Here is a 17,573-nt window from a genome sequence, read left to right as displayed (position 1 = left end):
CAGATCCTCTTCAGATGTCTCTTAGAGAATCGCAGATTCGCGATTTACGCAAAGCCCTCGCTTGCGGGAGAGGTCGCTGCGCTCGTAGAGCGCGGCGGGTGAGGGTTCTATCCTCTGGGGGATTGTCCCCTTGCGGCGACACCCTCTCCCCAGCCCCCCGCAAGCGGGGGAGGGAGCGCATCTCATGCGCAGATGCTGCTAGCCCTTTGGCTGGATGCCGTCGCGGACCGCGCGGAAGCGGGTGAAGGCAGTCGGCCATTGCTCGCGCGGGGCGCTGGCGATGATGCGCAGCGAGGCGCCGCCGCTGCTGAAGCGGATCCACTGCACCACGGTCACCGGCGTCTTGTCCTTGCCGCTGACGCCGTCGATCCGGGTCTCGAACCCCTGCTGGCCGCTGATGCGGATCGGCTCGGACATGGTGACGCGCGACTCGCGCACGCCGGGGATCTGGAGCGCCGCCTCCTGGGCGAAGCGGGCGCGGTCGTCGGCGGCTTGCGGGGTGGCGCCGATCACGCCGAGGATGATGAACGGCTTCGATTCATAGCCGGAGCTCTCGTCGCCGTCGGCCAGGATGATGCTCGAGCCCGGCGCCAGCGTGCGAACGTCCTTGAAGTCGGCGAGATCGGTGATCTTGAACGGCATCAGCGCGATCTGCTCGTCGGCCGAGACCTGCTTGCGGGTGACGACGCTCGCAAACATCTGCCGCACCGCCTCGTCGGTGTAGATCTTGACCGCATTCTCGGGAATCTGCACCGCGACATAGCCGGAGAAGCCGGCGCCCGGCACGATCATCGAATAGCGCCGCACCGGGGTCTCGCCGGCCTTGCCGCTCTCGGTGGTGAAATAGGCAAGTCCCGCGGGCGTCTCGATCTTGTCCTGCTTGACGCCGTTGGCTCCGGCCGGATTGGAGTTGAAGGCGCTCACGACCTCGCCATAGGCCGCCGGCGGCAGCTCTGTGATCAGCACCTTGACGCTGCCGTCCTCGCTCTCGAAGCCGGGAAAAGTCTTGGCCGTGTTAAGGCCGACCAATGGCACCATGCCGAGGCGCAAGCCAGGTGGGAAAACGGCGTCGGCAGCCAGAGCCGGAAGCGCAGAGGCGACGAGGAGGACGAGCGCGGCGAGGGGGCGGATCAGCTTCATGGGCACTCTGATTGGTTCACATTGAGGCCGTTCGATGGTGGCCGGCCGGCCGTTTTGTCGCGCGAGGCGGCCTGATGACGAGCCCGGCCGGCTGCCCGCCTTTTAGCGGTTTTGGTCTGGCCGCAACAGGGCGGGGCGGGATGCTGTGACGGATGCGGGCCGATCGCGGGACCTGTTAATATTTCCTCACCCGCAAGGGCGGTGCAGCCCGGATATGTTCTTCCAAAACCCAATGTTTTCACGGCCGAAACTTGCGTTCGGTCCTTGCAGGCACCTCCCCCCCTCCTATATGACCCCCAACCATCGCAATATCGCGAATGTTTGATCTTAGGGGGTTTCGGTTCGGGTGCCTTCTGGGCCCAGCCAGCCTGCCGCAAAAACAAGGATATAGGACCATGGGAAAGGTCATCGGGATCGACCTCGGTACCACGAATTCGTGCGTCGCCGTAATGGATGGCAAGAACGCCAAAGTCATCGAGAATTCCGAAGGCATGCGCACGACGCCTTCGATCGTCGCCGTGACGGACGACGGTGAGCGCCTCGTCGGCCAGCCGGCCAAGCGCCAGGCGGTCACCAATCCCGAGCGCACGTTCTTCGCAGTGAAGCGCCTGATCGGCCGCCGCTACGACGACCCGATGGTCGAGAAGGACAAGAAGCTCGTTCCGTACAAGATCGTGAAGGCTTCCAACGGCGACGCCTGGGTCGAGGCCGACGGCCAGACCTACTCGCCCTCGCAGGTCTCGGCGTTCATCTTGCAGAAGATGAAGGAGACCGCGGAAGCCCATCTGGGCCAGAAGGTCGACCAGGCCGTCATCACCGTGCCCGCCTACTTCAACGACGCCCAGCGCCAGGCGACCAAGGACGCCGGCAAGATCGCCGGCCTTGAAGTGCTGCGCATCATCAACGAGCCGACCGCGGCCGCGCTCGCCTACGGCCTCGACAAGACCAAGGCCGGCACGATCGCCGTGTACGATCTCGGCGGCGGCACGTTCGATATCTCGATTCTCGAAATCGGCGACGGCGTGTTCGAGGTGAAGTCGACCAACGGCGACACCTTCCTCGGCGGCGAAGACTTCGACATGCGCCTCGTCGGCTATCTCGCCGACGAATTCCAGAAGGAGCAGGGCATCAACCTGCGCAACGACAAGCTCGCGTTGCAGCGCCTGAAGGAAGCCGCTGAAAAGGCCAAGATCGAGCTGTCGTCGACGACGCAGACCGAGATCAACCTGCCCTTCATCACCGCGGACCAGACCGGCCCGAAGCATCTGACGATGAAGCTCACCCGCGCCAAGTTCGAGGCGCTGGTCGATGACCTCGTCCAGAAGACCGTCGAGCCCTGCCGCAAGGCGCTGAAGGATGCCGGCCTCACCGCCGCCGAGATCGGCGAAGTGGTGCTGGTCGGCGGCATGTCCCGCATGCCGAAGGTCCAGGAAGTCGTGAAGCAACTGTTCGGCAAGGAGCCGCACAAGGGCGTCAACCCGGACGAAGTCGTGGCGATCGGCGCCGCGATCCAGGCCGGCGTGCTTCAGGGCGACGTCAAGGACGTGCTGCTGCTCGACGTGACCCCGCTGTCGCTGGGCATCGAGACGCTGGGCGGCGTGTTCACCCGCATCATCGACCGCAACACCACGATCCCGACCAAGAAGAGCCAGGTGTTCTCGACCGCCGAGGACAGCCAGAACGCGGTCACCATCCGCGTCTTCCAGGGCGAGCGTGAAATGGCGGCCGACAACAAGATGCTCGGCCAGTTCGACCTGATGGGCATTCCGCCGGCCCCGCGCGGCATGCCGCAGATCGAGGTGACCTTCGACATCGACGCCAACGGCATCGTCAACGTCTCGGCCAAGGACAAGGCCACGTCCAAGGAGCAGCAGATCCGCATCCAGGCCTCTGGCGGTCTGTCGGAAGCCGACATCGAGAAGATGGTCAAGGACGCCGAGGCCAATGCTGAGGCGGACAAGAAGCGCCGCGAGGCCGTGACTGCCAAGAACGACGCGGACGGACTTGTGCATTCGACCGAGAAGGCACTGGCCGAGCACGGTTCGAAGGTCGCCGAGACTGAGCGCCGCGCCATCGAGGATGCCGTCAGCGACCTCAAGGAAGCGCTGAAGGGCGACGATGCCGAAGCGATCAAGGCCAAGACCCAAACGCTGGCCCAGGCATCGATGAAGCTCGGCGAGGCCATGTACAAGCAGCAGGCCGAGGCCGACGCCAAGAAGGACGCGGCCAAGGACGACGTCGTCGACGCGGAATTCACCGAAGTCGACGACGACAAGACCAACAAGAAGTCCGCCTGAACCCCGCGAGGGTGATGATGCGGACGGCTTGGACCCCACACGCGCCAACGGCCTCCTCCCTCGCGGGGGAGGCCATCGTGTCGGGCTCGACGGACCAAGGCTTTAAATTTGGGCCCGTTACGATCGATCAATTCCCAGCCGTTATTCTGAACACTGCCATGCAATCCTCTGTCGCGAGGCGGAAGGCTGCCTATATCGTTGCATGGCGACGTTGCTTCGCTCCGACTTGAATCGCGATCGGATAGACTGAGCTCATCATGTCCACGTCCACCAAGCGCTGCTACTACGAAACCCTCGAAGTCGAACGCGATGCCGACGATTCCGTCCTGAAATCGTCGTTCCGCAAGCTGGCGATGAAGTTTCACCCCGACCGTAATCCCGGGGACAACACCAGCGAAGTCAAGTTCAAGGAAATCAACGAGGCCTACGAGGTCCTGAAAGACAAGGACAAGCGCGCCGCCTATGACCGTTACGGCCATGCCGCCTTCGAGCAGGGCGGCGGTGGCGGCGCCGGTTTCGGCGCGGGCTTCGCCTCCTCCTTTTCCGACATTTTCGAAGATTTGTTCGGCATGGCCGGACAGCGCGGCGGCCGTGGCGGCCGCGAGCGCGGCGCCGACCTGCGCTACAACATGGAAATCACGCTCGAGGAAGCTTTTGGCGGCAAGACCGCGCAGATCGAGATTCCGGTCTCGGTCACTTGCGAAGCCTGTTCGGGCATCGGGGCCAAGGCCGGCACCAAGCCGAAGACCTGCTCGACCTGCGGCGGCGCCGGACGCGTACGGCAGTCGCAAGGCTTCTTCACGCTGGAGCGGACCTGTCCGGGCTGCCAGGGGCGCGGCCAGATGATCGAGGACGCCTGCCCGTCCTGCTCGGGTCAGGGGCGCGTCACCCGCGAGCGGAATCTGTCGGTCAACATTCCCCCTGGAGTCGAGGACGGCACCAGGATCAGGCTCGCCGGCGAGGGCGAGGCCGGGGTCCGCGGCGGCCCGCCCGGCGACCTCTACATCTTCCTGTCGCTGGCCCAGCACCAGTTCTTCCAGCGCGACGGCGCCGATCTGCATTGTCGTGTGCCGATCTCGATGGTGACGGCGGCGCTTGGTGGCGAGTTCGAGGTGCCGACCATCGAGAAGGGCAAGACCAAGGTGAAGGTCCCAGCCGGGACCCAGTCCAGCCGCCGATTCCGCATCGCATCAAAAGGCATGCCGGTGCTGCGCTCGCGCCAAATGGGCGACATGTACGTTCAGGTCGTGGTCGAGACCCCGCAGAACCTCACCAAAAAGCAGCAGGAATTGCTGGCCGAGTTCGACAAGCTCTCCTCCGGCAACACCCAGCCGGAATCCGAGGGTTTCTTCACCAAGGTCAAGGATTTCTTCGGTAATCGGGCGAGTTGACGCGTCTTGACCGTGCCGCCTTCGGCCTATACGTCTTTATGACCATTTTCTGACACGCCGCGGTCACGCGGTCCCGGCCGGTCCCGACATGCCATTGCCATCGTCCGCGCGTGCGTTGAAGAAGCCCCGTCTCGATGACGAGGTGCGTTTTCTCCGGTCATGGATCGAAAAGCCCCTCCACATGGGTGCGGTGATGCCGTCGGGCAAGCTGCTGGCCCGGACCATGGCCCATTACGTCGACGTCAATTCGGACGCACCGGTGGTTGAGCTCGGCCCCGGCACCGGCGCCATCACCTCGGCCCTGGTCGAGCGCGGCGTCGACCAGAAGCGTCTCGTCCTCGTCGAATACAATCCGGGCTTCTGCGCCCTGCTGCGCGACCGCTATCCGCAGGCCAAGGTGGTGCAGGGCGATGCCTATCGCCTGCGCGACACGCTGTGGAACGTGCTGAGCGCGCCGGCCTCCGCGGTCGTCTCGGGCCTGCCGCTGGTCACAAAACCGATGCTGACGCGGCTGCGGCTGATCCGCGACGCCTTCACGGCCCTGGCGCCCGGTGCGCCCTTCGTCCAGTTCACCTACGCGGTGGTGCCGCCGATTCCGAAATCGCTGCCCGGCGTGTCCACAGAGGCCTCCGAACGGATCTGGATGAACCTTCCGCCGGCCCGCGTCTGGGTGTATCGCAAGGACTAATTCCGCCGGCATTGCTGTTTGCGTGGCGGGCTCGTTTCGCCGAACGCATGGAAGCGGATGTCCGCACCGAAAATTCTGATCATTCCCGGCTCCCTGCGCACCGGCTCGCACAACGCGAAGCTGGCAGCGGTCGCCGCCTATGCATTCGACCAGGCCGGCGTCGACGTCACCCGCGTCTCGCTCGCCGATTTTCCGCTGCCGATCTATGACGGCGACCTGCAGGCCAAGTCCGGTGTGCCCAAGCACGCGATCAATCTCAAGCGCATGATCGGCGCGCATCATGGCGTGCTGATCGTCTCGCCCGAATACAATGCCTCGGTGCCGCCGCTGCTGAAGAACGCGATCGACTGGGTCAGTCGCGTGCATGAGCTGCACGAGCCGCGCGGCGAGGTGTTCCGCAACCGCGTCTTCGCGCTCGCCGGCGCCTCGCAGAGCCGGCTTGGCGCGGCTCGCGCGCTGCAAGCGTTGCGTCTGATCCTGACCTCCTGCCACGCCAATGTGATTGCCAGCCAGCTGACGCTCGCCTTTGCCGACCAGGCCTATGACGATATGGACAGGCTGAAGCACGAGGGCGATATCGCCGCGTTGAAGGAACTGGTGCGGCAGTTGATCGATTTTTCCCAACGCATGATGTGAGGTGACATGACGCCAGCCGAGATCGCCCCGAAAGACCGCCTGATCGTCGCGCTCGATCTGCCCGGCGTTGACGCCGCGGAAGCGATGGTCAACCGGCTCGGCGACAGCGTCACCTTCTACAAGATCGGCTATCGGCTGGCTTATGCCGGCGGCTTGCCGCTGGTGGGCAAGCTCGCCGACAAGGGCAAGAAGGTCTTTCTCGATCTCAAGCTGCACGACATCGGCAACACCGTGGCGCAGGGCGTCGACAGCATCACCAGGCTCGGCGCGACCTTCCTCACCGTGCACGCTTATCCGCAGACCATGAAAGGTGCCGTCGAAGGTCGCGGCAGCTCGAACCTGAAGATCCTCGCCGTCACTGTTCTGACCTCCTACAACGAGGACGATCTGCACGCGGCAGGCTTCCGGCTCGGCGTCTCCGAGCTCGTCGAAGCGCGCGCCCAGCAGGCGCAGGTGCTCGGCATCGACGGGCTGGTGTCGTCGCCCGAGGAAGTTGGAGCCTTGCGCAAGATCGTCGGCCACCAGATGAGCCTCGTCACCCCCGGCATCCGGCCGGCGGGCGCGGCGAGCGGCGATCAGAAACGCATCATGACGCCGGGCCGCGCGATTGCGGCCGGCGCGGACTATCTCGTCGTCGGGCGGCCGGTGGTGGAAGCCACGGACCCCAAGGCGATCGCGGAGGCGATCCAGAGCGAGATCGCCGAGGCACTCGGAGCATGATCTGGACCCGAAGGGCCGCGTTAGCGCAAAGTGTGCAGCGGTTTTCCGATCAGATCATGCTCAAATAGAAGCCCAACAACACAGGGAGAAGAACAATGGCAAAAGGCTACTGGATCGGACGTGTCGACGTGAGCAGTGACGAGGGCTACAAGCCCTATGCCGTCGCCAATGGTCCGATCTTCAAGAAATGGGGTGGCCGCTTCGTCGTCCGCGCCGGCAAGTTCACCACCGTCGAAGGCGCCAGCCGCACCCGCAACGTCGTGATCGAATTCCCGGACTACGAGACCGCGATCGCCTGCTACAACTCGCCGGAATACCAGGCCAACATCAAGGTGCGCCAGCCGCACTCCGTCGCCGACCTCATCATCATCGAGGGCTATGACGGCCCGCAGCCGTCGGACGGCTGAGGCTGGGTCTGCGCGCGCGCCTCGTCCTTCGAGACGACCGCTCCGCGGTCTCCTCAGGATGAGGCTAAGCAGTATCGGCGCCCGTCGAATTTGTTGCCACGGATTCCGACCTCATCCTGAGGGCCCGCCGTAGGCGGGCGTCTCGAAGGATGGCCGCAAGCGACCGCGCTCCAGGGGAGGGCGGAAGCCCGCCTGCCCCCAATCCCCCTTGGTTGCCGGAACTGCATCCCCCCGCTACAACAACCGCGAGAGGATCGCACCATGTCCGACATGCGCTTGATCGTTGCTGGAGCCGGCGGCCGGATGGGCCGAGCGCTGACGCGGGCGATTGCCGAGACCAAAGGCGCGGTGCTGGCAGGCGCGCTGGAGGCGCCGGGATCGGAGCTGCTCGGCAAGGATGCCGGCGTGCTCGCAGGCCTGCCGGCCAATGGCATCAAACTGTCCGGCGATCTCTGGGCGTTGTCGAAGGACGCCGACGGCATTCTGGATTTCACCGTGCCGGCGGCGACGCTGGCCAATGTCGCGATCGCCGCCGAGCGCGGCCTCGTGCACGTGGTCGGAACGACCGGCCTGTCGGGCTCCGACAACGCCGTGATCAAGAGCGTCACCAACCGCGCCGTCGTGGTGCAGTCCGGCAATATGAGCCTGGGTGTCAATCTGCTCGCCGCCGTGGTCAAGCGCGTCGCCAAGGCGCTCGACGAGAGCTTCGACATCGAGATCGTCGAAACCCATCACCGCATGAAGATCGATGCGCCCTCGGGCACGGCGCTGATGCTGGGCCAGGCGGCGGCGACCGGCCGCGGCATCGCGCTCGACGAGCATGCAGATCGCGGCCGCGACGGCATTACCGGCGCGCGCAAGCCCGGCGACATCGGCTTTGCGTCGTTGCGCGGCGGCACCGCGGCCGGCGATCACAGCGTGAGCTTCCTCGGCCCGTTCGAACGCCTGACGCTGTCGCATCACGCGGAGGATCGCATGCTGTTCGCCCACGGCGCGCTGAAGGCGGCGCTCTGGGCGCACGGCAAGAAGCCGGGGCATTACTCCATGGCCGACGTGCTCGGCCTGTCTGACATTTGAACTAAACGGAAGCAATCAATGAGCGAACGTCTTCTCGTGCTGGTGCGGCACGGTCAGAGCGAATGGAATCTGAAGAACCTGTTCACGGGCTGGAAGGACCCTGATCTCACCGAGCTCGGCGTGAAGGAAGCCTCGGAAGCCGGCCGCAAGCTGAAGGCGCAGGGCCTCGTGTTCGACGTCGCCTACACCTCGGTGTTGACGCGCGCACAGCACACGCTCGATCTCATTCTCGGCGAGCTCGACCAGAAGGGCCTGCCGACGACGAAGAACCTCGCGCTGAACGAGCGCGACTATGGCGATCTCTCGGGGCTCAACAAGGACGACGCCCGCAAGAAATGGGGCGAGGACCAGGTGCTGATCTGGCGCCGCTCCTACGACGTGCCACCGCCCGGCGGTGAAAGCCTGAAGGACACGCTCGCGCGCGCATTGCCCTATTACGTGCAGGAGATCCTGCCCGGCGTGCTCAACGGGAAGCGCACATTGGTCGCCGCCCACGGCAATTCGCTGCGCGCGCTGATCATGGTGCTGGAAAAGCTCTCGCCCGAAGGCATTTTGAAGCGCGAGCTCGCCACCGGCGTGCCGATCATCTACCGCCTCAATGCGGATTCGACGGTGGCCTCGAAGCTGGATCTGGCGGGCTGAAGATGAGGGGCGGCTAGGCCGCGCTAAGCACGCAGAATTGTAGGGTGGGCAAAGCGTAGCGTGCCCACCATGCAGCGATTGCGGAACGATGGTGGGCACGGCGCGCGAAGTGCGCGCCTTTGCCCACCCTACGAAACTTTGCCGATGACAGTCTTACTGCATCCCCAGCTGCCCGGCCTCCCAGCCCAGCATCGCCTGCTTGCGGGTGATGCCCCAGTGGTAGCCGGTGAGCGTACCGCTCTTGCCGAGAGCGCGGTGGCAGGGCACGACAAAGGACACGGGGTTCTTGCCGACGGCGGCGCCGACGGCGCGTGAGGCTTTCGGGCTGTTGATGTTGCAGGCGATGTCCGAATAGGACACCGCGCGGCCCATCGGGATCTTCAGCAACGTCTCCCACACCCGGACCTCGAAATCGGTGCCGATCATCACCACGCGCAGCGGCTGGTCCGGCCGCCAGAGCTTTGTGTCGAAGATGCGCTGCGCCAGCGTTGCGGTGCCTTCGTGATCCTCGACGTAAGTTGCGTTCCGCCATCGCCGCGTCATATCGGCAAGCGCCACCTGTTCCTCACCGGGATCGGCGAAAGCAAGTCCCGACAATCCGCGATCGGTCGCGATCACGATCGCAGTGCCGAACGGCGAGTGATGAAAGCCATAGCGCAAGATCAGCCCCGCGCCGCCGTTCTTCCATTCGCCCGGCGACATCGCTTCGTGCGTGACGAAGAGATCGTGCAAGCGCCCCGGACCCGACAGGCCCGAGTCGAGCGCCGCATCGAGGATGCTCGCGGAATCCCTGAGCAAGCCCTTGGCGTGATCGAGCGTGAGCGCCTGCATAAACGCCTTCGGCGTGATCGAGGCCCAGCGGCGGAACAAATGGTGCAGTTCGTCCGGGGTGACGCCGGCCGCATCCGCCATCGCCTCGATGGTCGGCTGCGCGCGCCAGTTTTCCGAAATGAAGGCGATCGCCCGGCGCACGGAATCATAGTCGCGCATCGCGGCGTTCTGGGAGCCCGGCCCGGCCAGGCGCTGGTCATGTATCGCGAGTGTCATCATGACGACAAATGTAGGAGAGGGCAGGGTGCGAAACCACCCGATTTCCGATCCGCAAATCAGGTCACCGGATTGTAGGTCGGACCGCGCCTGGCGGCATTTAATGCCTCAACCAAACCCTTGTAAAAACTTGCTTTTTCATCCGGTCCGAGGAAGCGGGCGATCTGGATCTGGTGACCTCGCGAGATCAGATAGAGGTGCTCGATGCCAAAATCCTCGTCGATTTCCATGTCCAGCCGGACCCAGAGCGGATTGAAGGTCCATTCGACGATTTGGCCGTGCTGGCTGACGCGCCGCACGCGTAATTCAGAGGGCGTGACCACGATCTCTTCGCTGGCCCGCGCCGCGCGGAAATTGGCCTTGAAGGCCCACCAGATCACCAGCACGTCGAGGCCGAAGAAGCCGAACACCGGCCACGCGCCCATCATCAGGAAGACGAGGCCGGTGACGAAGCTGACGGCGCTCAGGAACAGCATCACCGCGAGGAAGCCGGTGCGGTTCAGCGAGCGGTGCGGCGTCAGGCGCGCGGAAAAGATCTGAGGCTCAGCCTCGCTTCCCGATCGTTCGCGCGCAATTTCATTGCCTGTGCTCATCGTCCCTCAGTATATCCCGATCATGGCGAAAATCACCCGCAAGCCGGCCCCGCGCAAAACGTCCGTGCCGAAGAAAAAGGCGAAGGCGGCCGCCGCGAAGCCCAAGGCCCCCGGCAAGAAATCCCTCAAGGCCATGAAACCCTGGACACCGCCCGAGGTGCACGAGGTCTTCAGCCGTTTCCGCAAGGCCAACCCGGAGCCGAAAGGCGAGCTCGAGCACGTCAATCCGTTCACGCTGCTGGTCGCCGTGGTGCTGTCGGCACAGGCGACTGACGCCGGCGTCAACAAGGCGACGCGCGCGCTGTTTGCGATCGCCGACACGCCGCAGAAGATGCTCGACCTCGGCGAGGAACGCCTGCGCGAGTACATCAAGACCATCGGGCTCTATCGCACCAAGGCCAGGAACGTCATTGGGCTGTCGGCGAAGCTGCTCAGCGAGTTCGGCGGCGAGGTGCCGCGTACGCGCGCCGGGATCGAGTCACTGCCCGGCGCCGGGCGCAAGACCGCCAATGTCGTGCTCAACATGGCGTTCGGCGAGCACACCATGGCAGTCGACACGCATGTCTTCCGCGTCGGCAACCGCACCGGACTTGCGCCCGGCAAGACGCCGCTGGAGGTCGAACTCGGTCTCGAAAAGGTGATCCCGGCCGAGTTCATGCTGCATGCCCATCATTGGCTGATCCTGCATGGCCGCTATACTTGCCTCGCGCGCAAGCCGCGCTGCGAGGTTTGCCTGATCAACGATCTCTGCCGGTGGCCGGAAAAGACGGTCTGAAAATAGCGTTCGGGAAAGTGGTTTTTGGAGTCTAGCGTGAGTCAGCAGGAACAAATCTCGCCGTCACCACCTCCTGCTACACCGGCGCCGCCACCGAAGCCAACGCAGCGACCGGCGAGTTCACTGTGGAGCCGGCTCGCGATTCCGCTGTTCGCGGTGATCGTCGCGCTCGGCTTCGTCGCGCTGGCAACGCAGCGCTTCGACGAATGGGTCGGCAATTCGGCGGTCCAGACCACCAACGACGCCTATGTGCGCGCCGAGCTGACGCGGCTTGCCAGTCGCGTCTCCGGCGAGGTGCTGACCGTCGGGGTCACCGATTTCCAGCGCGTCAATGCCGGCGATCTCCTGATCCAGATCGATCCTGCCGACTATGAGGCGCAAGTCGCGCAGTCCGAAGCGGCGGTCGCCGCCGCGCAGGCCGTGCTCGACAATCTGGCCAATCAGATCGAGCTGCAATATGCGACGATCGCGCAGGCGCAAGCCGCGCGGCTCTCGGCCGAAGCCGTGGAGGTTGAGGCGCGGCAGGAGCAGGAGCGCCAGCAATCGCTGTCGCAGACCGAATCCGGCACGCGGCAGAAGTTCGAGCAGGCGGTCGCAGGCTACGCTAAGGCGCAGGCCGACGTGCGCGCGAGCCGCGCCGTGATCGCGGCCCAGCAGCACCAGCTCGAGGTCCTGCAAGGCACCAGGAAGCAGCGCGCCGCCGATCTCGAAGCGACCAAGGCAACACTGGCGAGTGCGAAGCTCAAGCTCGGCTACACCAAGATATCGGCACCGTTCGACGGCGTCGTCGGCGAGCGGCAGGTCCAGCCTGGCGACTACGTCAACATCGGCACCAATCTCATCAACGTTGTGCCGTTGCCGAAGGTCTACGTGATCGCGAACTACAAGGAGACCCAGCTTACGCACGTCGCACCGGGCCAGCCAGTCGAGATCACCGTCGACAGTTTCCCGCGCGAGAAGCTGCGCGGCAGGGTCGAGCGCATTGCGCCCGCGACCGGCGCGCAGGTCGCGCTGCTGCCGCCGGACAACGCAACCGGTAACTTCACCAAAGTCGTGCAGCGCATTCCCGTGCGCATCCAGTTCGACGACAACCAGCCGCTGCTGGCGCGGCTGGTGCCGGGCATGTCGGTCGTCACCAGCATCGACACCAAGGCCGGCAATGGCGGAAAATGACGATTCCAGTCGCGGACCGCTCTCGCGCGGCGGCGTCGCGCCGCAGCCCTTGTTTGCGGTGGCGGCGGTGCTGCTCGGCTCGTTCCTCGCCAATTTCGACAGCCGCCTGACCACAATAGGCCTGCCGGACCTGCGCGGCGCGTTCTCGCTCTCGTTCGACGAGGGCGCCTGGCTCTCCACAGCAGGCATCGGCTCGCAGATCTTCATCGCGCCCGCGGTGGCCTGGCTTGCCACCGTGTTCGGCCTGCGCCGCGTGCTCGGTATCCCGAGCCTCGTCTATGCCGCGGTCTCGCTGATCATCCCGTTCGTGCACGACTATCCGACATTGCTCGCGCTCAGCGTCGTGCATGGCCTCCTGCTCGGCACCTTCGTGCCGGCGACGTTGATGATCGTGTTCCGCAATTTGCCGATCCGCTGGTGGCTCCCAGCGATCTCGATCTATTCGATCCGCGTCGGCTTCGCGCTGGATACCTCGAGCGCGCTGGTCGGCTTCTATGTCGACCATCTCGGCTGGCAATGGCTGTACTGGCAGAGCGTGCTGATCGCGCCCCTGATGGGCCTGATGGTTTATTGGGGCACGCCGAACGAACCGGTGAATCGCGCTTTGCTGCGCGAGGCCGATTGGGGTGGCATGCTGCTGCTCGGCGCCGGCGTCTCGATGATCTATGCCGGGCTCGACCAGGGCAATCGGCTGGACTGGCTGGGATCGGGGACCGTGATGGCGTTGATCATTGCCGGCGCGGTGCTGGTCGCGGGTTTTCTCGTCAACGAATCCCTGGTGCGGCAGCCTTGGGCGCATGTGAACGTCCTGTTCTCGCGCAATATCGGCCTGGGGCTGGTCCTGATCCTGCTCTACACGCTGACCAGCCTGTCCAACGCGTCGCTGGTGCCGAACTTCCTCGCCACCATCGCCCTGCTCAGGCCGGAGCAGAGTGGCTTGCTGCTGCTCACCTACGGCGCGTTGCCGATGTTCGTGCTGGTGCCGCTCTCGATCTGGCTGCTGCGGCATTTCGATACGCGGACGGTGGTGGTCGTGGGATTTGCCTGTTTCGCTGCCGCCAATCTCTGGGGCACGCAGCTCAGCCATGATTGGGCGCGCGAGGATTTCGCGGGCATCGTGCTGCTCCAGGCGATCGGGCAGTCTCTGACCTTGCTGCCGCTGATCATCACGCTGCTGTCCAATTCCGATCCGAGCCGTGCGACCTCGTTTGCCGCCTATATCCAGATCATGCGGCTCGGTGGCGCCGAGATCGGCGTGGCGTTGATGGGGACGTGGCTGCGCGTCCGCGAGCAGATTCATTCCTTCTATCTCGGCCAGAATCTCGGCGTCGGCGACGTCGATGTGGTCCGCATGCTGAAACGGCTCGCCGACCATTTTGCGGCTCATGGTGCGGGTTCGGCCCAGGCACGCGCGGTCGGCACGCTCGCGGGCCTGGTTCAGCGCGAGGCCAATGTGCTCGCCTATATCGACGGCTTCTGGCTGTGCTTTTGGGTCGCGATGGCCGCGCTCGGCGTCGTCGCGCTTGTTACCCGTGCCCCGCCCGGCCCGTTCACGCCGGCGCCGTTCGGCTTCGCCAGGATGCTGTTGCGCAGATGCGGAGTGAAGGTCGCCTGAATGCGACGATGGTTGGTTCGCCCGATCGCGCGACGGGGTTGGTCACCTCTCCCGCAAGCGGGAGAGGGAGCGTCCCCTCACCGCATCTGTCGCGCCGGCTCGATCAGCTCGGGCCGCGGGCCTGAGAGCCGCTTATGCATGTGGACCATGAAGGCCATGGCGAAGATCGGCGTCGCCAGATTGACGATCGGGATCGAGACGAAGGCTGCGATGAACAGGCCCGCGGTGAAGATGGTCGCGGCATTGTCGCGCCGCATCGCCTTGGCTTCCTCCGGCGAGCGAAACCGCATCGCCGCGAGCTCGAAATATTCGCGGCCGAGCAGCCAGGCCGTGGCGAGGAAGAAGACCAGGAAACCGGCGCCGGCGAACAGCACCAGCGGCAACGCGATCAGGTAGACCAGGATCGTCAGCAGCGCGGTCTTGACGCCCTCGTAGATCGCCTGGCTGAACGGCAGCGCGACGCCCGGCCGCTCCGCCGGATAGTGCTCGCGCTCGACGATGTCGGCGACGTCGTCGACGAACAGGCTCGCCACCAGCGAGGTGATGGCGGGCATCAGGAACACAGCCCCGAACACGACGCCGAAGCCCGCGGCGATCGAAATGATCCAGGACAACACCTCGAGCGATGAGTGCCAGCCCGGACCGAGCAGGCCTTCCAGCCAGGCCTCGCCATAGGTCGCAGACCAGCTCAGGAGCCGCTGCAAGCCGATCGCCAGCACGATGATCAGCACCAGTGCGACGCCGATCGACCGCCACAGGATCGAGCGCATCGGCGGCGAGATCATTTGCGACAGCGCCTTGACGGCGGCATCCAGCATGGGAGTACCTCTCACGAAATCACCCGCGAGAGGTAGACACCCCGGGCCACTTCGGCAAGGGAGATCGGCGGCACCGCTTATGGCCGGATTGACCGCCCGCATCAACGAAGCCACGATGAATTCGGCAAGACCGTTGCTTCACCAACCCGCTTGACAACAAGCGGAACCAGCCGGGCAAAGGAACAGGCGCATATGGCGACGGAAGAATCGGTGGCCGGATTGCCGCTTGCAGGCGTGCGCGTCATCGAGATGACCCACATGGTCATGGGCCCGACCTGCGGCATGATCCTGGCGCAGCTCGGAGCCGACGTGATCAAGGTCGAGCCGCCCGCGGGCGACAAGACCCGGAGCCTGGGAGGCATGGGCACCGCTTTCTTCCCGTTGTTCAACCGCGGCAAGCGCAGCGTGGTGCTGGATTTCGAGAAGCCTGAGGATCTCGACACCATGCACCGGCTGCTGGCGACGGCCGACGTGTTCCTGGAGAATTTTCGCGACGGCCAGCTCGCGAAGCAGGGGCTTGGCGCGAACGAACTGCGCCGCCGGCATCCGGAGCTGATCATCGCCGGCCACAAGGGTTTCCTCTCCGGTCCCTACGAGCACCGGCCCGCGCTAGACGAGGTCGTGCAGATGATGGCGGGCCTTGCCGCCATGACCGGCACCAGCGAAAAGCCCCAGCGTGTCGGCTCGTCCGCCAACGACATCATGGGCGGCATGTTCGGCGTGATCGCGATCCTCGCGGCGCTCTATCAGAAGCGCGGGGGACAACGCGACGGCGCCGACATCCGCATCGGCCTGTTCGAGAACTGCCTGTTTCTGGTTGCCCAGCACATGGTCGAATACGAGATGACCGGCAACAAGCCGCGCTCGATGCCGGAGCGCGAGCATGCGTGGCCGATCTACGACATCTTCGAGACCGCCAGCGGCGAGCGCATCTTCATCGGCGTCGTCACCGAAGGCCATTGGCAGAGCTTTTGCCGCGAGTTCGGCCTGACTGAATTCCTCGATGATCCCGCCTTGCGCACCACGACCGATCGCATCCTGGCGCGTGGGCGGATCATTCCGCGCGCCGCCGACATCATCAGGCAATGGGACGTGGCAAGACTGTCGCAGAGGCTCGATGCGCTCAACATCTGCTTTTCGCCGATCAACCGGCCAGAGGATCTCTTCACCGATCCGCATGTGCTGCGGCCGGGCGGGCTCGTCAACAATGTCACCGCCGACGGCAAGCCGTTCCGGGTGCCGGCGCTGCCGATCGAATGGAACGGCAGCCATATCGGCGAAGGCCTGAAGGTCGCGCCGCTCGGAGCCGACACCGCGGCCGTTCGCGCCGAGATCGACAGCGAAAACGAAGACGTCACGTCAAAAACAACAGGGAGGCGCGCATGAGCCGGATTGAGGAGATTTACCCCGCAGAGCGCGTCAGCCTGCGCGAAGTCGGCCTGCGCGACGGGCTCCAGCTCGTGAAGACAATTCCGTCGACCGACGCCAAGCAGCGCTGGGTGCGCGAGGAATATGCCGCCGGCGTGCGGCATTTCGAGGTCGGCTCGTTCCTGCCGGCAAAGACGTTTCCGCAATTCGTCGATGTTCGCGACGTCGTCGCGACCGTCGCTTCATTGCCCGGCGCGCATGGCATCGCGCTTGCGCTCAACGAACGCGGCGTGAACGAGGCGCTGGCGTCAGGCGTCGGCGAAATCGCCTCCGTGGTTTCGGCAACGGAAGAGCACAGCCAGGCCAATGCGCACCGCTCGCGCGAGTCCGCCATCGCCAATCTGAAACGCCTGTGCGAGCTGCGCGATGCCACCAGCCACAAGCCGCTGGTCAACGCGGCGATCTCGATGGCGCTGGGCTGCTCGATCACCGGGGCGGTTGACCCTGCGGAGGTGCTCCGGCTGGTCGACAAGTGCCTCGATGCTGGAGTCGATTTCGTCGGCATCGCCGACACCGTCGGCTATGCCGGGCCGAAGCAGGTGGCGGAGCTGACGCGGGCCGCGGTGAAGCTCGCAGGGTCAAAGCCGATCTGCATCCATCTTCACGACACCCGCGGCATGGGCATCGCGAACGCGGCCGCCGCGCTCGACGAAGGCGCGCGTATCCTCGACGGCTCGCTCGGCGGCCTCGGCGGCTGCCCCTTCGCTCCCGGCGCGACCGGCAATGTCGTGTTCGAGGATCTCGTGTTCCTGTGCGAGAGCAAGGGCTTTGCGACCGGCATCGATTTGGAGAAATTGATCGCGGTGCGCAGGATCCTGCGCGAGGAAATGCCGAATGAGCAGCTCTACGGCGGCCTCGCCCGGGCGGGATTGCCGGGTGGGAGCGCGGCGAAGGCGGCTTAAATCCGCAGGGTGGAACGCTCTTCCCTTCTCCCCTTGTGGGAGAAGGTGGCGCGAAGCGCCGGATGAGGGGTGGCTCTCCGCGAGCTCGAAGAGGAGTAGTCGCGGACACATACTCCTCACCCGTGGGGGGGGGGGGGGGGGGGGGGCCCCCCCCCCCCCCCCGGGGGGGGGGGGGGGTTGGGGTTTTTGGGGGGGGGGGGGGGGGGTGGGGTTGGGGGGGGGGG

17 protein-coding genes are annotated in these 17,573 nt (G+C 65.1%); 13 read left to right on the top strand and 4 right to left on the bottom strand.

The genetic code is table 11. The features are described from left to right. Positions 1 to 198 precede the first annotated feature (198 nt). Positions 199 to 1,140, bottom strand: coding sequence for a hypothetical protein (locus AC0L30_RS40675; RefSeq protein WP_219681933.1), 942 nt, complete (start codon positions 1,138 to 1,140; stop codon positions 199 to 201). 395 nt (positions 1,141 to 1,535) lie between these two features. Here AC0L30_RS40675 and dnaK point away from each other — a divergent pair, with 395 nt between their 5' ends. From dnaK to AC0L30_RS40635, 8 genes are all read left to right on the top strand, one after another. Continuing rightward, positions 1,536 to 3,437 (top strand): molecular chaperone DnaK, encoded by a 1,902-nt coding sequence (gene dnaK, locus AC0L30_RS40670; RefSeq protein ID WP_007598490.1) that lies wholly within the window; start codon positions 1,536 to 1,538, stop codon positions 3,435 to 3,437. A 257-nt stretch (positions 3,438 to 3,694) separates the two neighbouring features. Continuing rightward, on the top strand, positions 3,695 to 4,828 hold the full coding sequence (gene dnaJ / locus AC0L30_RS40665; RefSeq protein WP_007598494.1) for a molecular chaperone DnaJ: 1,134 nt from the start codon (positions 3,695 to 3,697) through the stop codon (positions 4,826 to 4,828). An 88-nt stretch (positions 4,829 to 4,916) separates the two neighbouring features. Then, positions 4,917 to 5,516, top strand: a complete 600-nt coding sequence (locus AC0L30_RS40660; RefSeq protein WP_007598495.1) for a class I SAM-dependent methyltransferase — start codon at positions 4,917 to 4,919, stop codon at positions 5,514 to 5,516. A 57-nt stretch (positions 5,517 to 5,573) separates the two neighbouring features. Continuing rightward, on the top strand, positions 5,574 to 6,152 hold the full coding sequence (locus tag AC0L30_RS40655; protein ID WP_473406617.1) for an NADPH-dependent FMN reductase: 579 nt from the start codon (positions 5,574 to 5,576) through the stop codon (positions 6,150 to 6,152). Positions 6,153 to 6,158: 6 nt separating this feature from the next. Continuing rightward, positions 6,159 to 6,872 carry an orotidine-5'-phosphate decarboxylase gene (gene pyrF, locus AC0L30_RS40650; RefSeq protein ID WP_007598498.1) on the top strand — a complete coding sequence of 238 codons (714 nt, stop codon included), beginning with the start codon at positions 6,159 to 6,161 and terminating at the stop codon, positions 6,870 to 6,872. Positions 6,873 to 6,967: 95 nt separating this feature from the next. Continuing rightward, positions 6,968 to 7,279, top strand: coding sequence for a DUF1330 domain-containing protein (locus tag AC0L30_RS40645; protein ID WP_027566211.1), 312 nt, complete (start codon positions 6,968 to 6,970; stop codon positions 7,277 to 7,279). A 261-nt stretch (positions 7,280 to 7,540) separates the two neighbouring features. After that, positions 7,541 to 8,356 carry a 4-hydroxy-tetrahydrodipicolinate reductase gene (dapB, locus tag AC0L30_RS40640; RefSeq protein ID WP_354171982.1) on the top strand — a complete coding sequence of 272 codons (816 nt, stop codon included), beginning with the start codon at positions 7,541 to 7,543 and terminating at the stop codon, positions 8,354 to 8,356. Between the two features lie 18 nt (positions 8,357 to 8,374). Further along, complete coding sequence (locus AC0L30_RS40635; protein WP_007598504.1) at positions 8,375 to 8,998, top strand: 2,3-bisphosphoglycerate-dependent phosphoglycerate mutase; 624 nt, start codon at positions 8,375 to 8,377, stop codon at positions 8,996 to 8,998. A 153-nt stretch (positions 8,999 to 9,151) separates the two neighbouring features. Here AC0L30_RS40635 and AC0L30_RS40630 read toward each other — a convergent pair whose 3' ends face one another. Next, positions 9,152 to 10,048: a methylated-DNA--[protein]-cysteine S-methyltransferase gene (locus tag AC0L30_RS40630; protein WP_473406616.1), complete on the bottom strand. Its 897-nt coding sequence runs from the start codon at positions 10,046 to 10,048 to the stop codon at positions 9,152 to 9,154. 56 nt (positions 10,049 to 10,104) lie between these two features. After that, on the bottom strand, positions 10,105 to 10,638 hold the full coding sequence (locus AC0L30_RS40625; RefSeq protein WP_007598508.1) for a DUF2244 domain-containing protein: 534 nt from the start codon (positions 10,636 to 10,638) through the stop codon (positions 10,105 to 10,107). Between the two features lie 22 nt (positions 10,639 to 10,660). Between AC0L30_RS40625 and nth the strand changes: the two genes are divergently transcribed. The 3 genes from nth to AC0L30_RS40610 are packed head-to-tail and all read left to right on the top strand — an operon-like array spanning position 10,661 to position 14,201. Then, positions 10,661 to 11,413: an endonuclease III gene (nth, locus tag AC0L30_RS40620; protein WP_473406615.1), complete on the top strand. Its 753-nt coding sequence runs from the start codon at positions 10,661 to 10,663 to the stop codon at positions 11,411 to 11,413. Positions 11,414 to 11,449: 36 nt separating this feature from the next. After that, on the top strand, positions 11,450 to 12,586 hold the full coding sequence (locus AC0L30_RS40615) for an HlyD family secretion protein (RefSeq protein ID WP_473406614.1): 1,137 nt from the start codon (positions 11,450 to 11,452) through the stop codon (positions 12,584 to 12,586). Beyond that, positions 12,573 to 14,201, top strand: coding sequence for an MFS transporter (locus AC0L30_RS40610; RefSeq protein WP_473406613.1), 1,629 nt, complete (start codon positions 12,573 to 12,575; stop codon positions 14,199 to 14,201). Before AC0L30_RS40615 ends, AC0L30_RS40610 begins: the two co-directional genes overlap by 14 nt. Before the next feature lie 77 nt (positions 14,202 to 14,278). Here the strand turns inward: AC0L30_RS40610 and AC0L30_RS40605 are convergent, their stop codons facing one another. Then, positions 14,279 to 15,019, bottom strand: a complete 741-nt coding sequence (locus AC0L30_RS40605) for a sulfate transporter family protein (RefSeq protein WP_473406612.1) — start codon at positions 15,017 to 15,019, stop codon at positions 14,279 to 14,281. 192 nt (positions 15,020 to 15,211) lie between these two features. Here AC0L30_RS40605 and AC0L30_RS40600 point away from each other — a divergent pair, with 192 nt between their 5' ends. Next, positions 15,212 to 16,405 (top strand): CoA transferase, encoded by a 1,194-nt coding sequence (locus AC0L30_RS40600; protein WP_473406611.1) that lies wholly within the window; start codon positions 15,212 to 15,214, stop codon positions 16,403 to 16,405. Continuing rightward, positions 16,402 to 17,349 carry a hydroxymethylglutaryl-CoA lyase gene (locus tag AC0L30_RS40595; protein WP_473406610.1) on the top strand — a complete coding sequence of 316 codons (948 nt, stop codon included), beginning with the start codon at positions 16,402 to 16,404 and terminating at the stop codon, positions 17,347 to 17,349. Before AC0L30_RS40600 ends, AC0L30_RS40595 begins: the two co-directional genes overlap by 4 nt. Positions 17,350 to 17,573: the final 224 nt, after the last annotated feature.

The organism is Bradyrhizobium sp. MI1.11, assembly GCF_055811255.1.
This window is presented reverse-complemented; position numbering and strand designations above follow the sequence as displayed.